Origin of the sequence: Pseudomonas japonica (assembly GCF_900188455.1) — a bacterium.
GTDB lineage: Bacteria > Pseudomonadota > Gammaproteobacteria > Pseudomonadales > Pseudomonadaceae > Aquipseudomonas > Aquipseudomonas japonica.
Map to the genome: position 1 here is coordinate 368,185 of NZ_FZOL01000001.1, position 18,077 is coordinate 386,261.

The following is an 18,077-nucleotide window of genomic DNA, read 5'->3' on the forward strand; positions in this document are numbered from 1 at the left end:
TCAATTCTCCAGAACGTCGAGCAGGCCGAGGGGCAGGGGGACATCCATCACGCGGTCGAAGAGCACGTACAGGGTGATGCTCATGCCTCCGATGATCAGCGCGCTGGGCAGCCAGCGGCCGCCGTAGAGGCGCGCCATCGGCAGGCCGACGAGGATGCTGGCGACGATGAAGCCGAGGGGTTCGAAGGTGGCGGCGAAGACCAGCAGCAGGCCGACGCACAGGCCGATCTTGTTCAGGGTTTCCCGGTCCAGTTCCGGCTCGTCCTCGCCGCGCACGATGGGTGTCGGGCGGAAGGCCAGGTAGGCCAGGGCCAGGCCCATCAGGCCGAGCATCAGCAGGGGGTAGGCACGCGGGCCCACCGGTTCGTAGGAAAACGCGGCCTGGTAGGGCCAGGCCATCACGGCCAGGGCGGCGCAGACCGCCAGCAGGGCCAGGGCGAAGAGGCGTTGCAGGATCATCAGAGAGTCCTCTGTGGGGCAGGGGACTGCTTTGCAGTCCTTCGCGGGCAAGCCACGCTCCTACGGTGGAATACATCACTTCCGTAGGAGCTGGCTTGCCTGCGAATGGACCGCAACGCGGTCCCGGAGAATGGGCTTACTGGATCAACCCGAATTCCCGGGCCAGCGACTTGTAGTCGGCGACCTGCTTCTTGACGTAGGTGTCCAGCTCTTCCCCGGTCATGGCGAACGGGAACAGCTCGCGCTGGTCACGCAGCTTGGCGAAGTCTTCCGACGCCAGCAGCTTGTCGAACGAAGCCTTCCACCACTGGTAGTCCTCGTCGCTGACCTTCGGCCCCACATAGAAGCCGCGCACCACTGGCCAGACGATGTCGTAGCCCTGTTCCTTGGCGGTCGGGATGTCCTTCATCTCCGGCTCGTCCAGGCGCTTGTCGGCGAACACCGCGAGCAGGCGCATGTCGCCGCTCTGGATGTGCGGCATGGAGTCGGAAATGTCGGTACTGCCGACCTGGATGTGCCCGCCGAGCAACGCGGTGGCGATCTCGCCGCCGCCTTCCAGGGCAACGTAGCGCAGGTCGCGCGGGTTGATCCCGGCGGCCTTGGCGATCAGCGCGGTCTGCATCCAGTCCTGGCTGCCGACGGTGCCGCCGGAACCGATCACCACCTTGCTCGGGTCCTTCTTCAAGGCCGCGACCAGGTCGTCGAGGGTCTTGTAGGGCGAGTCCTTCTTCACCGCGATGGCACCGTAGCTGGTGCCCACCGCCGCCAGCCAGCGCACGGCGTTTTCGTCGAAGCGGCCGAACTTGCCCTGGGCCAGGTTCAGCAGCGAGCCGCTGGACCAGGCCACCAGGGTCCCGGCATCGCCCGGACGCTGGGCGACCACGGCGTTGTAGGCCACCGCGCCGACACCGCCGGGCATGTAGGTGACGCGCATCGGCTTGGTCAGGATCTTCTCGTTGACCAGGGCGCTCTGCACCAGTTTGCAGGTCAGGTCGAAGCCACCGCCCGGCGAGGCCGGGGCGATGCATTCAGGGCGTTTCGGTTCGCCGGCCAGCACTTGGCCGGCGAGCAACAGGCAACCGGTGGCGAGGGCGATTCGGCGCAGTGAAAAGGTCATCGTCAGTCTCCGTAGCTTTAGTTGTTATAGGCGGATTACCACAGGGCCACGCTGTAGCTCACCAGCACCCGCACCTCGTCCGCGTCGCGGGCGAAGTTCGAGCGGTAGGTCGCGTTGCGCAGACGGACGGCGACGTTCTTCAGCGCGCCGCTCTGCACCACGTACTTGAGCTCGGTGTTGCGTTCCCATTCCTTGCCTTCGCTGCCGTTCGCCAGGCTGACGTTGTCCCCGTTGACATAACGGGTCATGAAGCTCAGCCCTGGAACGCCAATCTTGGCGAAGTCGTAGTCATAACGCACTTGCCAGGAGCGCTCGTCGGCCCCGGCGAAGTCGTTGATCTGGACGAAGTTGACCAGGTACGGGTCGGAGCCATCCACGTAGGGGAAGGCGCTGTCGCCGGACATGCTCTGGTAGGCGGCGCTGAACTTGTGGCCATTGAGGCCGTAGCTGAGCATGCCGTTGAGCGAGGTGTTGTCGATCTTGCCGCCGCGGGCCTGGCCCTGGTCGTCGCTGAGCGCCAGGCGCAGGTCGGCGCCGAAGGTGCCCGGGCCGAACGGCTGGGTCGCCACCAGGCCTGCGAAATGCTGGCGGTAGACGTCGTCGAGCTGGGCGAAGTGATAGCTGCCGGTGATGCGGTCGGTGAACTTGTAGTCGACGCCGGCGAGGTCGAAGTGGTTGCCGGTCACGGTGCCGAGGAAGCGACCGTTCTTGTTGTTCAGTGCGATGTCTTCCTTGTTGCTGTCATCGCGATCCTTGGCCTTTTCCAGGCGCCCGCCGGTGAAGGTCAGGTTCTTCAGTTCCTTCGAGGTCAGCAGGCCGCCTTCGAAGGTCTGCGGCAGGATGCGCCCGTCGTTGGGCTTGAGGATCGGCAATTCCGGGATCAGGGTGCCGATCTTCAGCTCGGTGGCGGAGATCTTGACCTTGCCGGTCAGGCCGAGCTTGGAGTATTCGTCGGCGGCGCGGCCGTCGTCGTGGGTCGGCAGCAGGCCGGTGCCGGTACGGTCGGGGCTGGAGTCGAGCTTGACCCCGAGCATGCCCAGGGCATCGACACCGAAGCCGACGGTGCCTTCGGTGTAGCCGGATTCCAGGTTGAGCATGAAGCCCTGGGCCCATTCGTCGCGCTTGGATTGCTGCGCGCTGGTGCCGTCGCGGAAATCGCGGTTGAAATACATGTTGCGGGTTTCGAAGGTGGCGGAACTGTCCTTGATGAAGTCCGCCTGGCTCAGCGGCGTGACGCTGCAAAGGGCGATGGCGCTGGCGATCTGATGGCGAGAGAAAGGACGACGGATAGGCGCGAACGCCCGCGGCTGTGCTGACAGCATCGTGGAATGACCCCGTTTATTGTTCTTATCGGTACGAACACTGCGGTTCGTTCATTCGGCTCCCGGAGAGGGCCGTGAAGCGATGCTAGGGGCTCAACCTTTCGCTAACCTTTCAATCGACTTTCATTCTCGCGGCGGCTTCACAGGACCTGCTTCCTCTGTAAACTCCGCGCCACTGAACGCGATGCGACCGGGAGAAACCGATGCGAGTGCTGCTCGTCGAAGACCATCTGCAGTTGGCCGAAAGCGTGGCCCAGGCCCTGAAAAGCCAGGGCCTGACCGTCGATGTGCTGCACGACGGGGTAGCCGCCGACCTGGCCCTGGCCAGCGAGGACTACGCGGCGGCGGTGCTCGACGTGGGCCTGCCGCGGATGGACGGCTTCGAGGTGCTGGCGCGGCTGCGCGCCCGCGGCAAGACCCTGCCGGTGCTGATGCTGACCGCGCGCAGCGACGTCAAGGACCGGGTCCACGGCCTCAACCTCGGCGCCGACGACTACCTGGCCAAGCCGTTCGAACTCACCGAGCTGGAAGCGCGGGTCAAGGCCCTGCTGCGGCGCAGCGTGCTCGGTGGCGAACGCCAGCAGCGCTGCGGTCCGCTGGTCTACGACCTCGACACCCGGCGCTTCACCCTCAACGACGAGCTGCTGACCCTGACCTCCCGCGAGCAGGCCGTGCTGGAGGCGCTGATCGCCCGTCCCGGGCGGGTGATGAGCAAGGAACAGCTGGCTTCGCAGGTGTTCGGCCTGGACGAGGAAGCCAGCGCCGACGCCATCGAGATCTACATCCATCGCCTGCGCAAGAAGCTCGATGGCCATGCCGTGGCCATCGTCACCTTCCGCGGCCTCGGCTACCTCCTGGAACACCGCGATGCGTAACGCCGGCAGCCTGCGTGGGCGCCTGCTGGGGAACCTCGCGCTGCTGCTGGTGGTGCTGATGATCGCCAGCGGCCTGAGCGCCTACTGGAACGGGCGCGAGGCCGCCGACACCGCCTACGACCGCACCCTGCTGGCGTCGGCGCGGACCATCGCCGCCGGCCTCTCGCAGCGTGACGGCACGCTCAGCGCCGATGTGCCCTACGTGGCCCTGGACACCTTTGCCTACGACAGCGCCGGGCGCATCTACTACCAGGTCAACGACATCCACCAGAAGCTGATTTCCGGCTACGAGCACATTCCCGCGCCGCCGCCGGGTACCCCGCGCACCGACGACTACCCGGCGCTGGCGCGCTTCTACGATGCCCGTTACCTGGGCCAGGACGTGCGCGTGGTCAGCCTGCTCAAGGCGGTCAGCGAGCCGAACATGAATGGCATGGCCGAGATCCGTGTCGCCGAGACCGAGGAGGCGCGGGTGCGCATGGCCCGCGGCCTGATGGCCGATACCTTGCTGCGCCTGGGGATGCTGGCGCTGGGCGCGTTGCTGCTGGTGTGGTTCGCCGTGAGTGCGGCGCTGCGCCCGTTGGAGCGTCTGCGCGGCGCGGTGGAAGAGCGCCAGCCGGATGACCTGCGGCCCCTGCCGACGGTGGAGGTGCAGCAGGAACTGAGCCCGCTCGTGGGGGCGTTGAACCACTTCACCGAGCGCCTGCGCGAGCAGTTCGAGCGTCAGGCGCAGTTCATCGCCGATGCCGCGCACGAACTGCGCACGCCGCTGGCGGCGCTGAAGGCACGGGTCGAACTGGGCCTGCGGGCGAAGGAACCGGAGGTCTGGCACGACACCTTGCAAGCCACGGCGCAGAGTACCGACAAGCTGACTCACCTGGCCAACCAGCTGCTGTCCATGGCCCGGGTGGAAAATGGCGCGCGGGCGATCGCCGAGGGCGGCGCCGAACTGCTCGACCTGAGTCAACTGACCCGCGAACTGGCCATGGCCATGGCGCCCCTGGCCCATGCCCGCGGCATCGCCCTGGCCCTGGAGGCCGAGGCCGCGGTGTGGGTGCGCGGCGAGCCGACCTTGCTCAACGAACTGCTCAGCAACCTGGTGGACAACGCGCTGGCCCATACGCCCAAGGGCGGCAACGTGATCCTGCGGGTCAGCGCGCCGTGCGAACTGGAGGTGGAGGATGATGGCCCGGGCATTCCGCCGGACGAGCGCGACAAGGTGTTCGAGCGTTTCTACCGGCGCAGTGCCCAGGGCACCGGGCTGGGGCTGGCGATCGTCGGCGAGATCTGTCGCGCGCATTTGGCGGCGATCAGTCTGCATGATGGCGAGAGGGGTGGCTTGAAGGTCAGGGTGAGTTTCAATCCCGCGGTCTGATGCGCATGCCCCCGTAGGAGCGCGGCTTGCCCGCGAAAGGACCGCAACGCGGTCCCAGAATTCAGCGTTATCGGGGACCGCGTTGCGGTCCTTTCGCGGGCAAGCCACGCTCCTACGGGGCGGTAGAAGGCTTCTATCTGAACATCCGCTGCGCATCCAGCAGATCCTCGTCGGACAGCAAGCCGCCCGCCGGCACCGTCAGGTGGCGCAGCGCCAGCATGTCGCGCAACGGGCGTCCAGCGCTTTCGCTCAACGCCTGGGCGATCTGCACGATGTCCACGTAGTCGATCCGCGCCGAACGCCGTTCCAGGTTCTGCACCTCTCCCGGCAGGTTCGCCAGTTGCTCGGGGAACTCCCAGACACTGAGGATCTTGTCGCCCAGCTCCGGATGGATCTGCTCGATCACATGGTTCAGGCAGACCGGGTCCGAGAGCAGTTCGTTGTGCTCCTCGGCATAGGTCAGGATCGGCAGCACGCCGATCTGGTGGACCAGCCCGGCCAGGGCCGCCTGGTCCGGTTTGAGGTCGGTGTAGCGCGAACTCAGTTCATAGCTGATGCCGGCGATTTCAAGGCTTTTTGCCCAGATTTCCCGCATCTTCTGCCCCACCGCTTCCGAGCGGGCATGGAAGATCTGCTCGATCACCAGTCCGATCGCCAGGTTGCAGCTGTAGTTCACCCCGAGGCGGGTGATCGCGGTCTGCAGGTCGGTGACCTCGGTGATCGCCCGCAGCAACGGACTGTTGACCACTTTGATCAGGCGCGCGGCCAGGGCGGCGTCGCGGCCGATGACCTTGCTCAGGGTGGCGACGCTGATCTCGGTGTCTTCCGCGGCCTCGCGGATGCTCATGGCGACCTCGGGCAGGGTCGGCAGGACCAGGTCGTCATTGTCGATGGCGCGCAGCAACTGCGTTTGCACCATCCTGGCCAGCGTGTTCATGGTGTTTCTCTCCCGCGTTCAGGGATGGCCCCGCCGGTACGCGGCGGGGCAGGGCGGGCTCAGCGCTGGATCTCGCGGTCGCGGTCCAGTTCGTAGGGCAGGTCCAGCAGGCTCAGGCGCGGGCCTTCGAGGCTGCCCAGGTGCAGGTTGCCGTCTTCCACCGAATCGGCGGTCAGTACCGCGAGCAACTCGCCGCGGGCGGCCAGCACCACTTCACCCACCGATGACGCGTGGGTCGGCGAGAAGATCTCGCTGCCTGGCGCCGGCATCTGCCCTTCGCTCAGGGCCAGGCGGTACAGGCGACGCTTGAGCTTGCCCAGGTACTGCATGCGCGCGACGATTTCCTGTCCGGTATAGCAGCCTTTCTTGAAGCTCACGCCACCGACCGCCTGCAGGTTGATCATCTGCGGGATGAACAGCTCGCGGGTCTGCTCCATGACCTGGCCGATACCGGCGCGGATCTGCCCCAGCAGCCAGTCGTCCAGCTCGCCCTGCGCCAGGCTGGCGGCGAGCTGCGCGCGCACGGCGTCGGCGCGTTCGGCGGGAACCCAGAGTTCGACACGCCGCGGCGACACGTTGATGGCGATCAGGCCGTCATGGCGCACGGTGGCACCGGCTTCGTCAGGGACTTCGATGCCCTGCGCGGCGAGGGCGGCTTCGCCCCGGTCGAGGCCGAAGCGGACCCAGGCGGCGCTCTCGTCGGTCAATTTGGCCTTGGAGAACACCGCGTACTTCTTCAGGTCGGCCAGTTGTGGTTCGAGCAGTTCGCGGGTCATGGCCAGGAGGAAACCGTCGCCCTCCGGCAGGATGCGAAAACTCGACTGCATCCGGCCCTTCTGCATGCAGCGCGAGCCAAGACTGGAGGTGTGTTCGTTGAGATAACCGATATGGCAGGTCAGCTGACCTTGCAGGAACTTGCCGGCGTCGGAACCGCGCACGGCGAGGATGCCTTCATGGGACAGGGTGCAGAAAAAAGCGGAATCGGCCATGGTTCATCGCAGGTAATCAAGACTGGCGGCCATCATAGAGTGCCATCGGCAAAATAGGTAGCAGCCTCACCACCCACTCGACCAACGCCGTGTGCCCATCGCGGGTTCCGTCTGTATACTGGCCGCCTATTCGAGGAGGGCCCCATGGTCGAACAAACTGAACTCAACCGCCTGTTCTGGCACAGCCGTCGCGGCATGCTGGAGCTGGACGTACTGCTGGTACCTTTCACCCAGGAGGTCTACTCGACCCTGAACGAGACGGATCGCGAGCTGTACGTACGTCTGTTGAGCTGTGAAGACCAGGACATGTTCGGCTGGTTCATGGAGCGCACCGAATCGGAAGACCCGGAGCTGCAGCGCATGGTCCGCATCATTCTGGACCGTGTCCAGCCCAAGTGATCGCTTCGAGTGCCGCTGGCGGGGCTCGAAGGTCCTGCTGGCGGTTTACCTCGCCTGTCTGACACTGGCCAGCGCGGCATCGCTGCTGCTGGCGGTGCCTCTGTTTCTCTCCTGCGTTGGCCTCGCCCTGTGCCTGGTCCATGCGATCTGGATCATCCCCCGGCACATCCTGTTGACCCATCCCGAGGCCATTACCGGTCTGCGCCGCGATGCCCATGGCTGGCACCTGTGGAGCACTGCCCGGGGCTGGCATCAGGTGCAGCTGCGCCCCGACAGCGTGGCGCTGCCGGGGTTGGTGATCCTGCGTTTTCGACGGCCCGGGCAGTTTTTCGCCCGCAGTCAGTGCATCGGCCATGACGCGCTGGAACCGGTGCAGCACCGGCGCCTGCGCGTGCGCCTGAAGTTCAGTCGGCGAAGGTGGGCGGCTGCAGGATAGTGTCCAGCGCCTCGGGCAGCAGCCCCGGATAGTCGAGGGTGTAGTGCAGGCCGCGGGATTCCTTGCGCTGCATGGCCGAGAGAATCATCAGTTCGGCGACCTGGGCCAGGTTGCGCAGCTCGATCAGGTCGCGGCTGACTTTGTAGTTGCTGTAGAACTCGTCGATCTCGTCGAGCAGCAGGCGCACGCGATGCTGGGCCCGCTGCAGGCGCTTGCTGGTACGCACGATGCCGACGTAGTCCCACATGAATCGCCGCAGTTCGTCCCAGTTGTGCGCGATGATCACATCCTCGTCCGAGTCGGTGACCTGGCTCGCATCCCAGCAGGGCAGGGCTTGCGGCATGTTCACCCGGTCCAGTTGGGCGACGATGTCGGCGGCGGCGGAGCGGCCATAGACGAAGCACTCCAGCAGCGAGTTGCTGGCCATGCGGTTGGCACCGTGCAGGCCGGTGAAGCTGGTCTCGCCGATGGCATACAGGCTGGGCACGTCGGTGCGGCCATCCTGATCGATCATGACCCCGCCGCAGGTGTAGTGGGCCGCCGGTACCACCGGGATGGCCTGGCGGGTGATGTCGATACCGAAGGTCAGGCAGCGTTCGTAGACGGTGGGGAAGTGGTTCTTGATGAAGTCCGCCGGCTTGTGGCTGATGTCCAGGTACACGCAGTCGACGCCCAGGCGCTTCATTTCATGGTCGATGGCCCGGGCCACGATATCCCGCGGTGCCAGTTCGGCGCGCGGGTCGAAGCGTTCCATGAAGCGTTCGCCGTTGGGCAGCTTGAGCAGTCCACCCTCGCCGCGCAGGGCTTCGGTGATGAGGAAGCTCTTGGCCTGCGGGTGATACAGGCAGGTCGGGTGGAACTGGTTGAATTCCAGGTTGGCGACCCGGCAACCGGCGCGCCAGGCCATGGCGATGCCGTCGCCACAGGCGCCGTCGGGGTTGCTGGTATAGAGGTAGACCTTGGCCGCGCCGCCGGTGGCCAGCACGGTGAAGCGCGCGCCGTAGGTATCCACTTCGCCGCTGGCGCGGTTGAGCACGTAGGCGCCGAGGCAGCGCTCGCCGGCAAGACCCAGGCGCCGCTCGGTGATCAGGTCCACCGCCACGCGCTGTTCCAGCAATTCGATGTTCGGCCGCTGGCGCGCCTGGTCGAGCAGGGTCTTGAAGATCGCCGCGCCGGTGGCGTCGGCGGCGTGGATGATGCGTCGGTGGCTGTGACCGCCCTCGCGGGTCAGGTGGAACTCGAAACCGCCGTCGTCGACGCTGGCGTGTTCGTCGCGGGTGAATGGCACGCCCTGGTCGATCAGCCACTGGATCGCCTCGCGGCTATGCTCGACGGTGAAACGCACGGCGTCTTCGTGGCACAGGCCGCCGCCGGCATTGAGGGTGTCTTCGACGTGGGACTGTACGGTGTCGGTGTCATCCAGCACCGCGGCGACCCCGCCTTGCGCCCAGAACGTCGAGCCGTTGGCCAGATCGCCCTTGCTCAGGACGGCGATGCGCAGGTGCGAAGGCAGGTTCAGGGCCAGGCTCAGGCCCGCGGCACCGCTGCCGATCACGAGGACGTCATGTTGGAATTGTTGGCTCATGTCTTGGATTTTCCGCGCGGGGCGACCACGTAGGACACTGGAATAAGGGCAGTGGACTCGGCACAATGGTCAAGCGTTTATGGCATTGTGAAACTATCGTGAATCTGGGTGGGCTGCCTTTATAGCAGTCTCGATGCCCTGATTTCCATGTCATACACGGTTCTGCCTGCCGCGTGTGGGAACTTTCCGGGAATCGTGCGTATCCATAGGGGGTTGCCTGTGAGTCAGCAGCCGTGATGGCAGGAGGCAACAGCCGGTTTGAGCGGTTGCCCATGTATAGAAGACTGATTTATCGACGCAGCCGGTCAGGACCGTGCTGCGTTTTCGTGCGAGTCGTTCAAGGGCCGCAGGAAACTTGTCTGGAGGGGGAGAACTTTTGCAAAAAGCCCGAGTCTATGGTTGCAAGCCTGAACGCTGGCAGATGCGAGACTCCTCCAGGTTCACCGAGGAGTGTTCATGCTAACCCAGGAAGAGGATCAGCAGCTTGTCGAGCGCGTGCAGCGCGGCGACAGGCGAGCGTTCGATCTGTTGGTGCTGAAGTATCAGCACAAGATTCTCGGGTTGATCGTGCGATTCGTGCACGACACCCATGAGGCCCAGGATGTTGCGCAGGAAGCGTTCATCAAGGCCTACCGTGCACTTGGCAATTTTCGTGGCGACAGCGCCTTCTACACCTGGCTGTACCGCATTGCGATCAACACGGCGAAAAACTATCTGGTGTCCCGCGGTCGGCGGCCACCGGACAGCGATGTAAGTTCCGAGGATGCAGAGTTTTACGACGGCGATCATGGCCTCAAGGATCTCGAATCCCCCGAACGCGCGCTGTTGCGCGATGAGATCGAAGGCACCGTCCATCGAACCATCCAGCAACTGCCAGAAGATTTGCGTACGGCGTTAACTTTACGTGAATTCGATGGTCTGAGTTACGAGGACATTGCCAGCGTCATGCAGTGTCCGGTGGGTACCGTGCGCTCTCGAATCTTCCGCGCTCGGGAGGCCATAGACAAAGCCCTGCAGCCGTTGTTGCAGGAAACCTGAGACAGCGGCGACAGCCAAGAGAGGAACACCGCCATGAGTCGTGAAGCTTTGCAGGAATCGCTGTCCGCGGTGATGGATAACGAAGCGGACGAACTGGAGTTGCGTCGGGTATTGAATGCCGTCGACGACCCCGAAACCCGTGCCACCTGGTCGCGCTATCAGGTTGCCCGTGCAGCGATGCACAAGGAACTGCTGCTGCCCCAGCTGGACATCGCCTCGGCAGTCTCCGCCGCGCTGGCCGACGAGGCCACGCCGGTCAAGGTCGCTCGCGGCCCATGGCGCAGCGTAGGCCGCCTGGCGGTTGCCGCGTCGGTCACCCTGGCGGTACTGGCGGGTGTGCGTCTGTACAACCAGGACGAGATCACCGGTGCGCAACTGGCGGCGCAGCAACCGACCCCGCAGGGCCTGGTCGCACCGCAAGTTCAGGGCCCGGCGGTTCTGGCAGGCTATAGTGAAAGCTCCGAGCAGGCCCCTGGCCCGATGGCCAATGGCGTGCTGCAAGGTCAGAGCGGCTGGCAGGACCAGCGTCTGCCGGGCTACCTGCGCCAACATGCCCAGGAAGCTGCCGTGAAAGGTACTGAAAGCGCGCTGCCCTATGCCCGCGCGGCCAGCCTGGAAAACCGCTAGGACCCAGAACACCTGAAGGAGGATCATGCGCGCGCTACCTCTCATACCGCTCTTGCTCAGCGGCTTCATGACCTTGCCGGCTCACGCCGCCAATTCGTCGACCGATGCCGCCGACTGGCTCAATCGTCTGGCCAGGTCCGAGCAGGAGCAGAGTTACCAGGGCACTTTCGTCTACGAACGCAATGGCAGTTTTTCCACTCACGATATCTGGCATCGAGTCCAGGATGGGAAGGTCAGCGAGCGGTTGTTGCAGCTCGATGGTCCGGCTCAGGAAGTCGTGCGCGTGGATGGCCATACCCAGTGCGTGAGCGGGGCCCTGGTGTCGGGAGTCGGCAATGCGACGCAATCGTCGGCACGTGTGCTCGATCCTCTGAAGCTGATGAGCTGGTATGACCTGGCAGTCGCCGGGCAGTCCAGGGTAGCCGGGCGTGATGTGGTGATCATCACCCTGCGCCCCCGTGACCAGCACCGCTATGCCTTCGAGCTGCACCTGGACCGGGAAACCGCGCTGCCGCTGAAATCCCTGTTGATCAACGACAAGGAACAGCTGCTGGAGCGCTTCCAGTTCACCCGTCTGGACACCCGCGACATCCCCGAGGAAAGCCAGCTCAAGCCAAGCAGCAACTGCCGGCCCGTGGCCCAGGTCAGCGCGCAGGCCCCCGAGGCCGTGGCCGGTTGGCGTTCGGAATGGCTGCCGCCGGGTTTCGAACTGGTCAACAGCAATGTACGCAAGGATGTCGACGGCAAGCACAATGTCAGCAGCCTGATGTATGACGACGGCCTCGCGCGTTTCTCGGTGTTCCTGGAGGCGCTGGATGGCGGTGGCGGTCTCGACACCCGCACCCAGCTGGGGCCGACGGTCGCCGTGTCGCGGCAACTGACCACGCCCAGGGGTGAAGTGATGGTGACGGTGGTCGGCGAGATTCCCATCGGTACCGCCGAGCGCGTGGCCCTGTCGATGCGCCCGCAGGACGCTCAGGCCAGCCAGTGACGACCGGTGTTGCAGTGTACAAGGATGACAAAGGATGAAAGGCATGTCCCAGAGCCGCTGACATGATTGGTAAGCCTTCAAGTTTGCAAAACCATCAAGAATTTTCTATAGGTCAGGCCCTCGCGGGTCTGGCCTTTCCTGCTGTTGCAGCCTCAAGAGATGCCGATGTTCCAGGCCTGGTCGCAGCCTTCGGGTTGCCGCCGGGCCTTTTTCATTGGCAGGTCCCTACCGCTTAACCACGCTCGTTGTGACGGGAGCCGTATGTCGATACCACGCTTGAAATCCTATCTATCGCTGTTCGCCGCCGTGCTCATGCTCGGTCAGATGGCGACCGCGCAAGCCGAAGCCCTGCCGGACTTCACCACCCTGGTCGAGCAGGCCTCGCCGGCGGTGGTGAACATCAGCACCAAGCAGAAGCTGCCGGATCGCAAGTACGCCCAGGGGCAGATGCCTGACCTCGAAGGCTTGCCGCCGATGTTCCGCGAGTTCTTCGAGCGCAGCCTGCCGCAGCAGCCTCGCTCGCCACGCGGTGACCGCCAGCGTGAAGCGCAGTCGCTGGGCTCGGGCTTCATCATTTCCGATGACGGCTATGTCCTGACCAACAACCACGTGATCGCCGACGCCGACGAGATCATCGTCCGTCTCTCCGACCGCAGCGAGCTGCAGGCCAAGCTGGTCGGCACCGACCCGCGCACCGACGTGGCCCTGCTCAAGGTCGAGGGCAAGAACCTGCCGACCGTGAAACTGGGTGACTCGTCGAAGCTGAAAGTCGGCGAATGGGTCCTGGCCATCGGCTCGCCGTTCGGTTTCGACCACTCGGTGACCAAGGGTATCGTCAGCGCCAAGGGCCGCACCCTGCCGAACGACACCTATGTGCCGTTCATCCAGACCGACGTGGCGATCAACCCGGGCAACTCCGGCGGCCCGCTGTTCAACATGAACGGTGAAGTGGTCGGCATCAACTCGCAGATCTTCACCCGCTCCGGCGGCTTCATGGGCCTGTCGTTCGCCATCCCGATCGATGTGGCGCTGGACGTGTCCAACCAGCTGAAGAAAGACGGCAAGGTCAGCCGCGGCTGGCTCGGCGTGGTGATCCAGGAGGTCAACAAGGACCTGGCCGAATCCTTCGGTCTGGACAAGCCGGCCGGTGCCCTGGTGGCCCAGGTCCTGGAAGACGGCCCGGCGGCCAAGGGCGGCCTGCAGGTGGGTGACGTGATCCTCAGCCTGAACGGCCAGCCGATCATCATGTCGGCCGACCTGCCGCACCTGGTCGGTGGCCTGAAGGACGGTGCCAAGGCCAAGCTGGAAATCATCCGCAACGGCAAGCGCCAGAACCTCGACGTGACCATCGGCGCGCTGCCGGACGAAGACCAGGAAGTCACCACCAGCCCGAGCGGCTCGGTCGAGCGCAGCAGCAACCGCCTCGGCGTGACCGTGTCGGACCTGACCGCCGAGCAGAAGAAGACCCTCGAACTGCAGGGTGGTGTAGTGATCAAGGACGTCCAGGACGGTCCGGCTGCCCTGATCGGCCTGCGTCCGGGCGATGTCATCAGCCACCTGAACAACCAGGCGATCACCTCGGCCAAGGAATTCACCGAAATCGCCAAGGACCTGCCGAAGAACCGCTCGGTATCCATGCGCGTTCTGCGTCAGGGCCGTGCCAGCTTCATCACCTTCAAGCTCGCCGAATAACCTTCGGCAACTCGCATGGAAAAGGGCAGCTTCGGCTGCCCTTTTTTGTGACCGCTGCAATCCCTTGAATTGCCTGGCTTTGCCCGGCTACCTGTTATTTCTGTCAGTTGTGCCGCCCCGGCACTTGGCTCTTCAATCAGCTCAACCTCATCCGTGCCGCGAGGCACGTCCACCGGGTTCGACATGATCGGAGAATGCCCATGGCCAGTTCCCAACACCCCACCGACCCATCCGTCCTGACTATCCGTCTTCGCCAGTACAACGAGGATGCCCGCGCATTCCTTGCGGCGACACCTTCGCGCCGCGACAGCAATGTCCAGTCCCTCGACCCTGTGAATATCCCCAACCTTATCCGCCCGGTACAGACGGAAGGTGCCTTTGGTGGCGTCAACGAGGCCATGCTCACCTCCAATGTCTCGGGCCTGCTGGTGATTATCCAGGCTTACCAGAACATGGCGGAGAACGACTGGATCAAGGTGTTCTGGGGTGATGACAGCTTACCGGTGACATCCGGTCTGGTGGGGCAGGGGGACGTAGGCGAGAACTTCCCGATCTTCGTGCCGTCGGACCGTGTGCCGGAAGGGCTCCATGACCTGTATTGCACGGTCACCCGCGAGGGCGGTGGCAACGGTGGCGAGTCCGAACCGCTGGGGATCCTGGTGCGCACCGAAAAGCCGGGCGGCATCGATCCCGAGCCGGATGCGCCCGGCCACCAGAACCTGCTGCCGCCAGAGCCCGACCTGCCGCCGGGTGGCATCGTCGACGAGGAGGCGGCCAAGAACGGGATCGCCGTGACGATCCCGGGCTACCCGAACATGCGTGTGTACGACGTGATCACCCTGAGCTGGGGCGGCGTGTTCCTCCAGCACGAAGTGACCCAGACCGAGGCAGGGAACGGCTCGGTGGTGATCCTGGTGACCGAAGAGACGATCCTGGAGGCGGGCGACTCCGATGAACTGATACTGACCTACCGGGTCCACGACGAGGTACAGAACCAGTCCAGCGACTGGTCGATGCGCCGTATCATCGAGGTCGAGGTCGGCGAGGGACTGTTCCATGCCCCGAATATCCTGAACCCCGATGAAGAGGCCGATCCCTACGACGTCATCGATCTCGACAAGCTCGGCGAAAACGATCTGCAAGTGGAAGTCTATGCCGCGAACGAGGGGGATCTGCAGATCGACGATGTGATCAGCCTGAAGTGGGTGGGCACCAGCGGGCAGGGTGAGTCGGTGACCGTCGAGCCGCCGCCGAAAACGGTGACGCGGATTCCCATGAGGCTGCTCTTCGACATTCCCAATGCCGACGTGCGCAACCTGGCTCAAGGACGTGGCGTCGCTTCGTTCAGGGTCGCCCGTGAAGGCAGTCCCGAGGGTGTGTCCAAGCGCGATTTCGTGACCTTCCTCGGCACCGAGAAGGGGCTGCCGAAACCCTACACGGAGGATTCGGTCAACGGCGTGCTCGACCCGACCCTGGCGCAGACCATCGTCACCGTTCCCGGCGAGGCCCTGGGGGCGGGCGACGTGGTATTCCTGACCTGGCTGGGTACCCGCTCCAACGGCAGCGCGGTCTTGCATGAAGACAGCCTGGGCGTGAGCGGTAGCGGTGCCGGCAAGCCGATGCACTTCACCGTCGATGGCGCCAAGTTCATCGCGCCGTTGAATGGCGGTCGCGTCACGATCTCCTACCGGCTGGCCAAGTTCCAGGGGCCGACACTGAACTCCGAGTCCGAACTGCTGCAGGTGGGCGAAGCCCAGTTCGAACTGCCGGCGCCGTCCACCCGGCCGCCGGTGGACAGTGGCGTGCTCGATCCCGAGGCCCTGCCGGGGTACCTGGAAATCGTCATTTCACCCTATCCGGGGATGAGGGACGGGCAGACGGTTCGCATGATCTGGAGCGCCAGCAGCGGTGACGGCTTGACTGACTACATGCCGATCAGCCCGCCAATGGAGGGCAAGGAGGTGGTGTTCCGTCTGGAAAGCAGCAAGGTCGAGGAATACCTGGGCCAGGACATCGAACTGTCGTACCGGGTGGAAAGCCCGGGCGATCCGGACCGGATCTCGGCCGTCACCTTTTTCAGCGTCGGCGCCAGCGCGGGTGACCTGCCGTTGCCGATCGTGGTGGAGGCGGTCAACGACATCCTCAACCCTGCCGATGCCCTGGACGGCGCGACAGTGCGGATTCCGGTCGAGGCCGAACTGTTGAACGGTGATGAGGTGGAGGTGAGCTGGCAGGGCGACAAGGCGGGAGGCGTTACCAAGGTCAACAGGTGGGTACTCCCGGAGCATGTTGGCAAGCCCTTCGACCTGACCGTCGACTACAAGTTCGTCGAGGCCAATGCCGAAGGCACCGTGGTGGTGACCTACCAGGTATTCCGGCAGGCTGGCGGCGCACCGGTTTCCGGCGCGGTGACCCTGAGTGTGCAGCGCGCGGTGCTGCCGTTGCCGTCCATCCTCCAGGCCGAGGGCGATCAGCTCAATCCGGACGATGTCCTGGACGGGGCCACTGTGCGTATCAGTGCCGCCGCCCAGCTCAAGGCGGACGACACCGTGACCGTGATCGTCACCAGCACCGTCGCGGGTGGCAGTACCAGCATTCCCTATCCCGTGCCGCCTGGAGGTGACGGGCAACCGGTGCAGGTCACCATTCCGTATACGGTGATCAACGCCAGCGAAGGTGTCGACTTCGACCTCGCCTATGAGATCCAGCGCAAGGGGGGTGGGCCGGTGGAGTCTTCCGGCTCCGTCACTTACTACGTCAACCGCGAGGTCGGCTCCGGGCCGTTGCGGGTCATGGGCGCGCGCTACAACGCCAATACCTACCGGGCGTCCAGCGCGCCACGGATGATCAGTGCCTTCCACGACACTACCTTGCGGCCGCTGCTCGCCGAGTGGCGCTACGAGGACGAGGACCACTGGACAGCGCGCACCCATTGGTTCGACAACAAGCCGTGGCTGAAGCTCTACGTGCGTAGTGACAGCCAGACCGTCGAAGTGCGCCCGTGCAATGTCGTCGGTACCGGCATCGACACCACCGCCAACGGCGACGCGGCCTTCGCCTGCATGCGCGACGAGGTCAGGGTCGGTGCCGAGGACGAGGTGGACATGCGCGCCTGGGGTAATCCCGCCTTTGGCGGCGACCTCTCGGCGACGCAGATCACCATCAAGAACGTCGTCGAGATCACCGCCAGCAGCAATGGCTGCGTGGCGCGCCTGCGGGATGGCTACGCGACGCGCTGGGGCGGTGCGCCGAATCTGGATATCAATGGCGACTTCACCCTGATCCGCTGCAACGCCCTGGCCTTCGTCGGCCAGTTGAGCGACGGCTCGCTGCATGCGTGGGGGCCCACTACCCATGGCGTGCCGGTGACGGACGCGGTCAAGGCGCACAAGGACTACGTCGACGTGACCGGGGCCGCCTTGGCCTTCGCCGCGCGGCGCGCAACGGGCCATGTGGTGGCGTGGGGGGATCCGGCCATGGGCGGCGAGATGAAGGAGGGCCAGGAAGCGCTCGGCAACATCAAGCAGGTGGCGGGCAACTACGGGGCGTTCGCCGCGCTGCGTGACGCGGGTGGGTCGAAGACGGTGATCGCCTGGGGTCACGAAAGCTACGGTGGCAATGCCGAGAAGGTCGCCGGGCTGACCAATGTCAAGGCGCTGGGCGGCGCCACGGCCCAGGCGTTCAGCGTTCTGCTCGATGACGGTGGCCTGCAGGCCTGGGGCGCGGATTCCCATGGTGGCAATCCGGACTCCGACATCACGGCGATCAAGGACTACGTCGAGATCACCAGCACCTGGCATGCCATGTGCGCCCGGCGCGCCAACGGCCACGTGGTGGCCTGGGGCAACCCAACCAACGGCGGCGACCTGGGGGACGACATTCCCACGCTCTCCGACATCGTCTCGGTGGTGGGCAGTGCCTGGAGCTTCGCCGCGTTGCGGCGCAACGGCACGGTGGTCGCCTGGGGCGCGCCGGCCACGGGCGGCGATACCTCGGGCGTGGTTGCGCAGTTGACCAACGTACGGGCGATCTACGCCAACAGCCATGGCTTCACTGCGTTGACCAGCGACGGCCGGGTGGTCACCTGGGGCGTGCCGAAGGGGGGCGGCGACAGCTCCGACGTCCAGCCGGACCTGACCGGCAAGCTGACCTACAGCCGTGTGCTCTCGGCCGAGGAGGCCGAGCGTCTCGACCCGACTGCCGCCAGCCGGCAGCGCAAGGCCTGAGCTTCGGGC

15 protein-coding genes are annotated in these 18,077 nt (G+C 65.0%); 9 read left to right on the forward strand and 6 right to left on the reverse strand.

The features are described 5' to 3' along the window. The 3 genes from CHB99_RS01575 to CHB99_RS01585 form a co-directional block, all read right to left on the reverse strand. Complete coding sequence (locus CHB99_RS01575; protein ID WP_042122638.1) at positions 1-459, reverse strand: tripartite tricarboxylate transporter TctB family protein; 459 nt, start codon at positions 457-459, stop codon at positions 1-3. Between the two features lie 136 nt (positions 460-595). After that, positions 596-1,576, reverse strand: a complete 981-nt coding sequence (locus CHB99_RS01580; protein WP_042122640.1) for a Bug family tripartite tricarboxylate transporter substrate binding protein — start codon at positions 1,574-1,576, stop codon at positions 596-598. Between the two features lie 35 nt (positions 1,577-1,611). Further along, entirely contained in the window at positions 1,612-2,898 is a 1,287-nt protein-coding gene (locus tag CHB99_RS01585) for an OprD family porin (protein ID WP_042122642.1), read from the reverse strand. A gap of 203 nt (positions 2,899-3,101) precedes the next feature. Here CHB99_RS01585 and CHB99_RS01590 point away from each other — a divergent pair, with 203 nt between their 5' ends. Further along, positions 3,102-3,773, forward strand: a complete 672-nt coding sequence (locus tag CHB99_RS01590) for a response regulator (RefSeq protein ID WP_042122643.1) — start codon at positions 3,102-3,104, stop codon at positions 3,771-3,773. Then, entirely contained in the window at positions 3,766-5,148 is a 1,383-nt protein-coding gene (locus tag CHB99_RS01595; protein ID WP_042122645.1) for a sensor histidine kinase, read from the forward strand. Before CHB99_RS01590 ends, CHB99_RS01595 begins: the two co-directional genes overlap by 8 nt. A 133-nt stretch (positions 5,149-5,281) precedes the next feature. Here the strand turns inward: CHB99_RS01595 and CHB99_RS01600 are convergent, their stop codons facing one another. Beyond that, positions 5,282-6,085, reverse strand: a complete 804-nt coding sequence (locus CHB99_RS01600) for an HDOD domain-containing protein (RefSeq protein WP_042122647.1) — start codon at positions 6,083-6,085, stop codon at positions 5,282-5,284. 59 nt (positions 6,086-6,144) lie between these two features. Continuing rightward, positions 6,145-7,074: a CAF17-like 4Fe-4S cluster assembly/insertion protein YgfZ gene (gene ygfZ, locus CHB99_RS01605; RefSeq protein WP_042122649.1), complete on the reverse strand. Its 930-nt coding sequence runs from the start codon at positions 7,072-7,074 to the stop codon at positions 6,145-6,147. Between the two features lie 144 nt (positions 7,075-7,218). On the opposite strand from ygfZ, the gene CHB99_RS01610 reads away from it, so the two are divergent. Together CHB99_RS01610 and CHB99_RS01615 are read left to right on the forward strand one after the other, a co-directional pair. Beyond that, positions 7,219-7,473, forward strand: coding sequence for an FAD assembly factor SdhE (locus CHB99_RS01610; RefSeq protein ID WP_016498168.1), 255 nt, complete (start codon positions 7,219-7,221; stop codon positions 7,471-7,473). Further along, positions 7,457-7,909 (forward strand): protein YgfX, encoded by a 453-nt coding sequence (locus CHB99_RS01615; protein ID WP_042122651.1) that lies wholly within the window; start codon positions 7,457-7,459, stop codon positions 7,907-7,909. Before CHB99_RS01610 ends, CHB99_RS01615 begins: the two co-directional genes overlap by 17 nt. Here the strand turns inward: CHB99_RS01615 and nadB are convergent. Beyond that, the gene (gene nadB, locus CHB99_RS01620; RefSeq protein WP_042122653.1) at positions 7,878-9,494 is read right to left on the reverse strand and encodes an L-aspartate oxidase; all 1,617 of its coding nucleotides are present in this window, start codon (positions 9,492-9,494) and stop codon (positions 7,878-7,880) included. The genes CHB99_RS01615 and nadB overlap by 32 nt on opposite strands. A gap of 456 nt (positions 9,495-9,950) precedes the next feature. Here nadB and rpoE point away from each other — a divergent pair, with 456 nt between their 5' ends. The 5 genes from rpoE (at position 9,951) to CHB99_RS01645 (ending at position 18,068) form a co-directional block, all read left to right on the forward strand. Beyond that, positions 9,951-10,532: an RNA polymerase sigma factor RpoE/AlgU gene (rpoE, locus tag CHB99_RS01625; RefSeq protein ID WP_010220971.1), complete on the forward strand. Its 582-nt coding sequence runs from the start codon at positions 9,951-9,953 to the stop codon at positions 10,530-10,532. 33 nt (positions 10,533-10,565) lie between these two features. Then, the gene (locus CHB99_RS01630; RefSeq protein ID WP_042122657.1) at positions 10,566-11,159 is read left to right on the forward strand and encodes a sigma-E factor negative regulatory protein; all 594 of its coding nucleotides are present in this window, start codon (positions 10,566-10,568) and stop codon (positions 11,157-11,159) included. A 25-nt stretch (positions 11,160-11,184) separates the two neighbouring features. After that, a complete protein-coding gene (locus CHB99_RS01635; RefSeq protein ID WP_042122659.1) occupies positions 11,185-12,150 on the forward strand; it encodes a MucB/RseB C-terminal domain-containing protein in 966 nt (321 codons plus the stop codon). A gap of 312 nt (positions 12,151-12,462) precedes the next feature. Beyond that, a complete protein-coding gene (locus tag CHB99_RS01640; protein WP_245655587.1) occupies positions 12,463-13,842 on the forward strand; it encodes a DegQ family serine endoprotease in 1,380 nt (459 codons plus the stop codon). A gap of 200 nt (positions 13,843-14,042) precedes the next feature. Next, a complete protein-coding gene (locus CHB99_RS01645) occupies positions 14,043-18,068 on the forward strand; it encodes an RCC1 domain-containing protein (RefSeq protein WP_141137232.1) in 4,026 nt (1,341 codons plus the stop codon). The last annotated feature ends 9 nt before the right edge of the window (positions 18,069-18,077 follow it).

Excerpts from the sequence above, each read along its gene's own strand:
- CHB99_RS01575 (WP_042122638.1), bottom strand. The coding sequence starts at position 459 with ATGATCCTGCAACGCCTCTTCGCCCTGGCCCTGCTGGCGGTCTGCGCC.
- CHB99_RS01580 (WP_042122640.1), bottom strand. The coding sequence starts at position 1,576 with ATGACCTTTTCACTGCGCCGAATCGCCCTCGCCACCGGTTGCCTGTTG.
- CHB99_RS01585 (WP_042122642.1), bottom strand. The coding sequence starts at position 2,898 with ATGCTGTCAGCACAGCCGCGGGCGTTCGCGCCTATCCGTCGTCCTTTC.
- CHB99_RS01590 (WP_042122643.1), top strand. The coding sequence starts at position 3,102 with ATGCGAGTGCTGCTCGTCGAAGACCATCTGCAGTTGGCCGAAAGCGTG.
- CHB99_RS01595 (WP_042122645.1), top strand. The coding sequence starts at position 3,766 with ATGCGTAACGCCGGCAGCCTGCGTGGGCGCCTGCTGGGGAACCTCGCG.
- CHB99_RS01600 (WP_042122647.1), bottom strand. The coding sequence starts at position 6,085 with ATGAACACGCTGGCCAGGATGGTGCAAACGCAGTTGCTGCGCGCCATC.
- ygfZ (WP_042122649.1), bottom strand. The coding sequence starts at position 7,074 with ATGGCCGATTCCGCTTTTTTCTGCACCCTGTCCCATGAAGGCATCCTC.
- CHB99_RS01610 (WP_016498168.1), top strand. The coding sequence starts at position 7,219 with ATGGTCGAACAAACTGAACTCAACCGCCTGTTCTGGCACAGCCGTCGC.
- nadB (WP_042122653.1), bottom strand. The coding sequence starts at position 9,494 with ATGAGCCAACAATTCCAACATGACGTCCTCGTGATCGGCAGCGGTGCC.
- rpoE (WP_010220971.1), top strand. The coding sequence starts at position 9,951 with ATGCTAACCCAGGAAGAGGATCAGCAGCTTGTCGAGCGCGTGCAGCGC.
- CHB99_RS01630 (WP_042122657.1), top strand. The coding sequence starts at position 10,566 with ATGAGTCGTGAAGCTTTGCAGGAATCGCTGTCCGCGGTGATGGATAAC.
- CHB99_RS01635 (WP_042122659.1), top strand. The coding sequence starts at position 11,185 with ATGCGCGCGCTACCTCTCATACCGCTCTTGCTCAGCGGCTTCATGACC.
- CHB99_RS01640 (WP_245655587.1), top strand. The coding sequence starts at position 12,463 with ATGCTCGGTCAGATGGCGACCGCGCAAGCCGAAGCCCTGCCGGACTTC.
- CHB99_RS01645 (WP_141137232.1), top strand. The coding sequence starts at position 14,043 with ATGGCCAGTTCCCAACACCCCACCGACCCATCCGTCCTGACTATCCGT.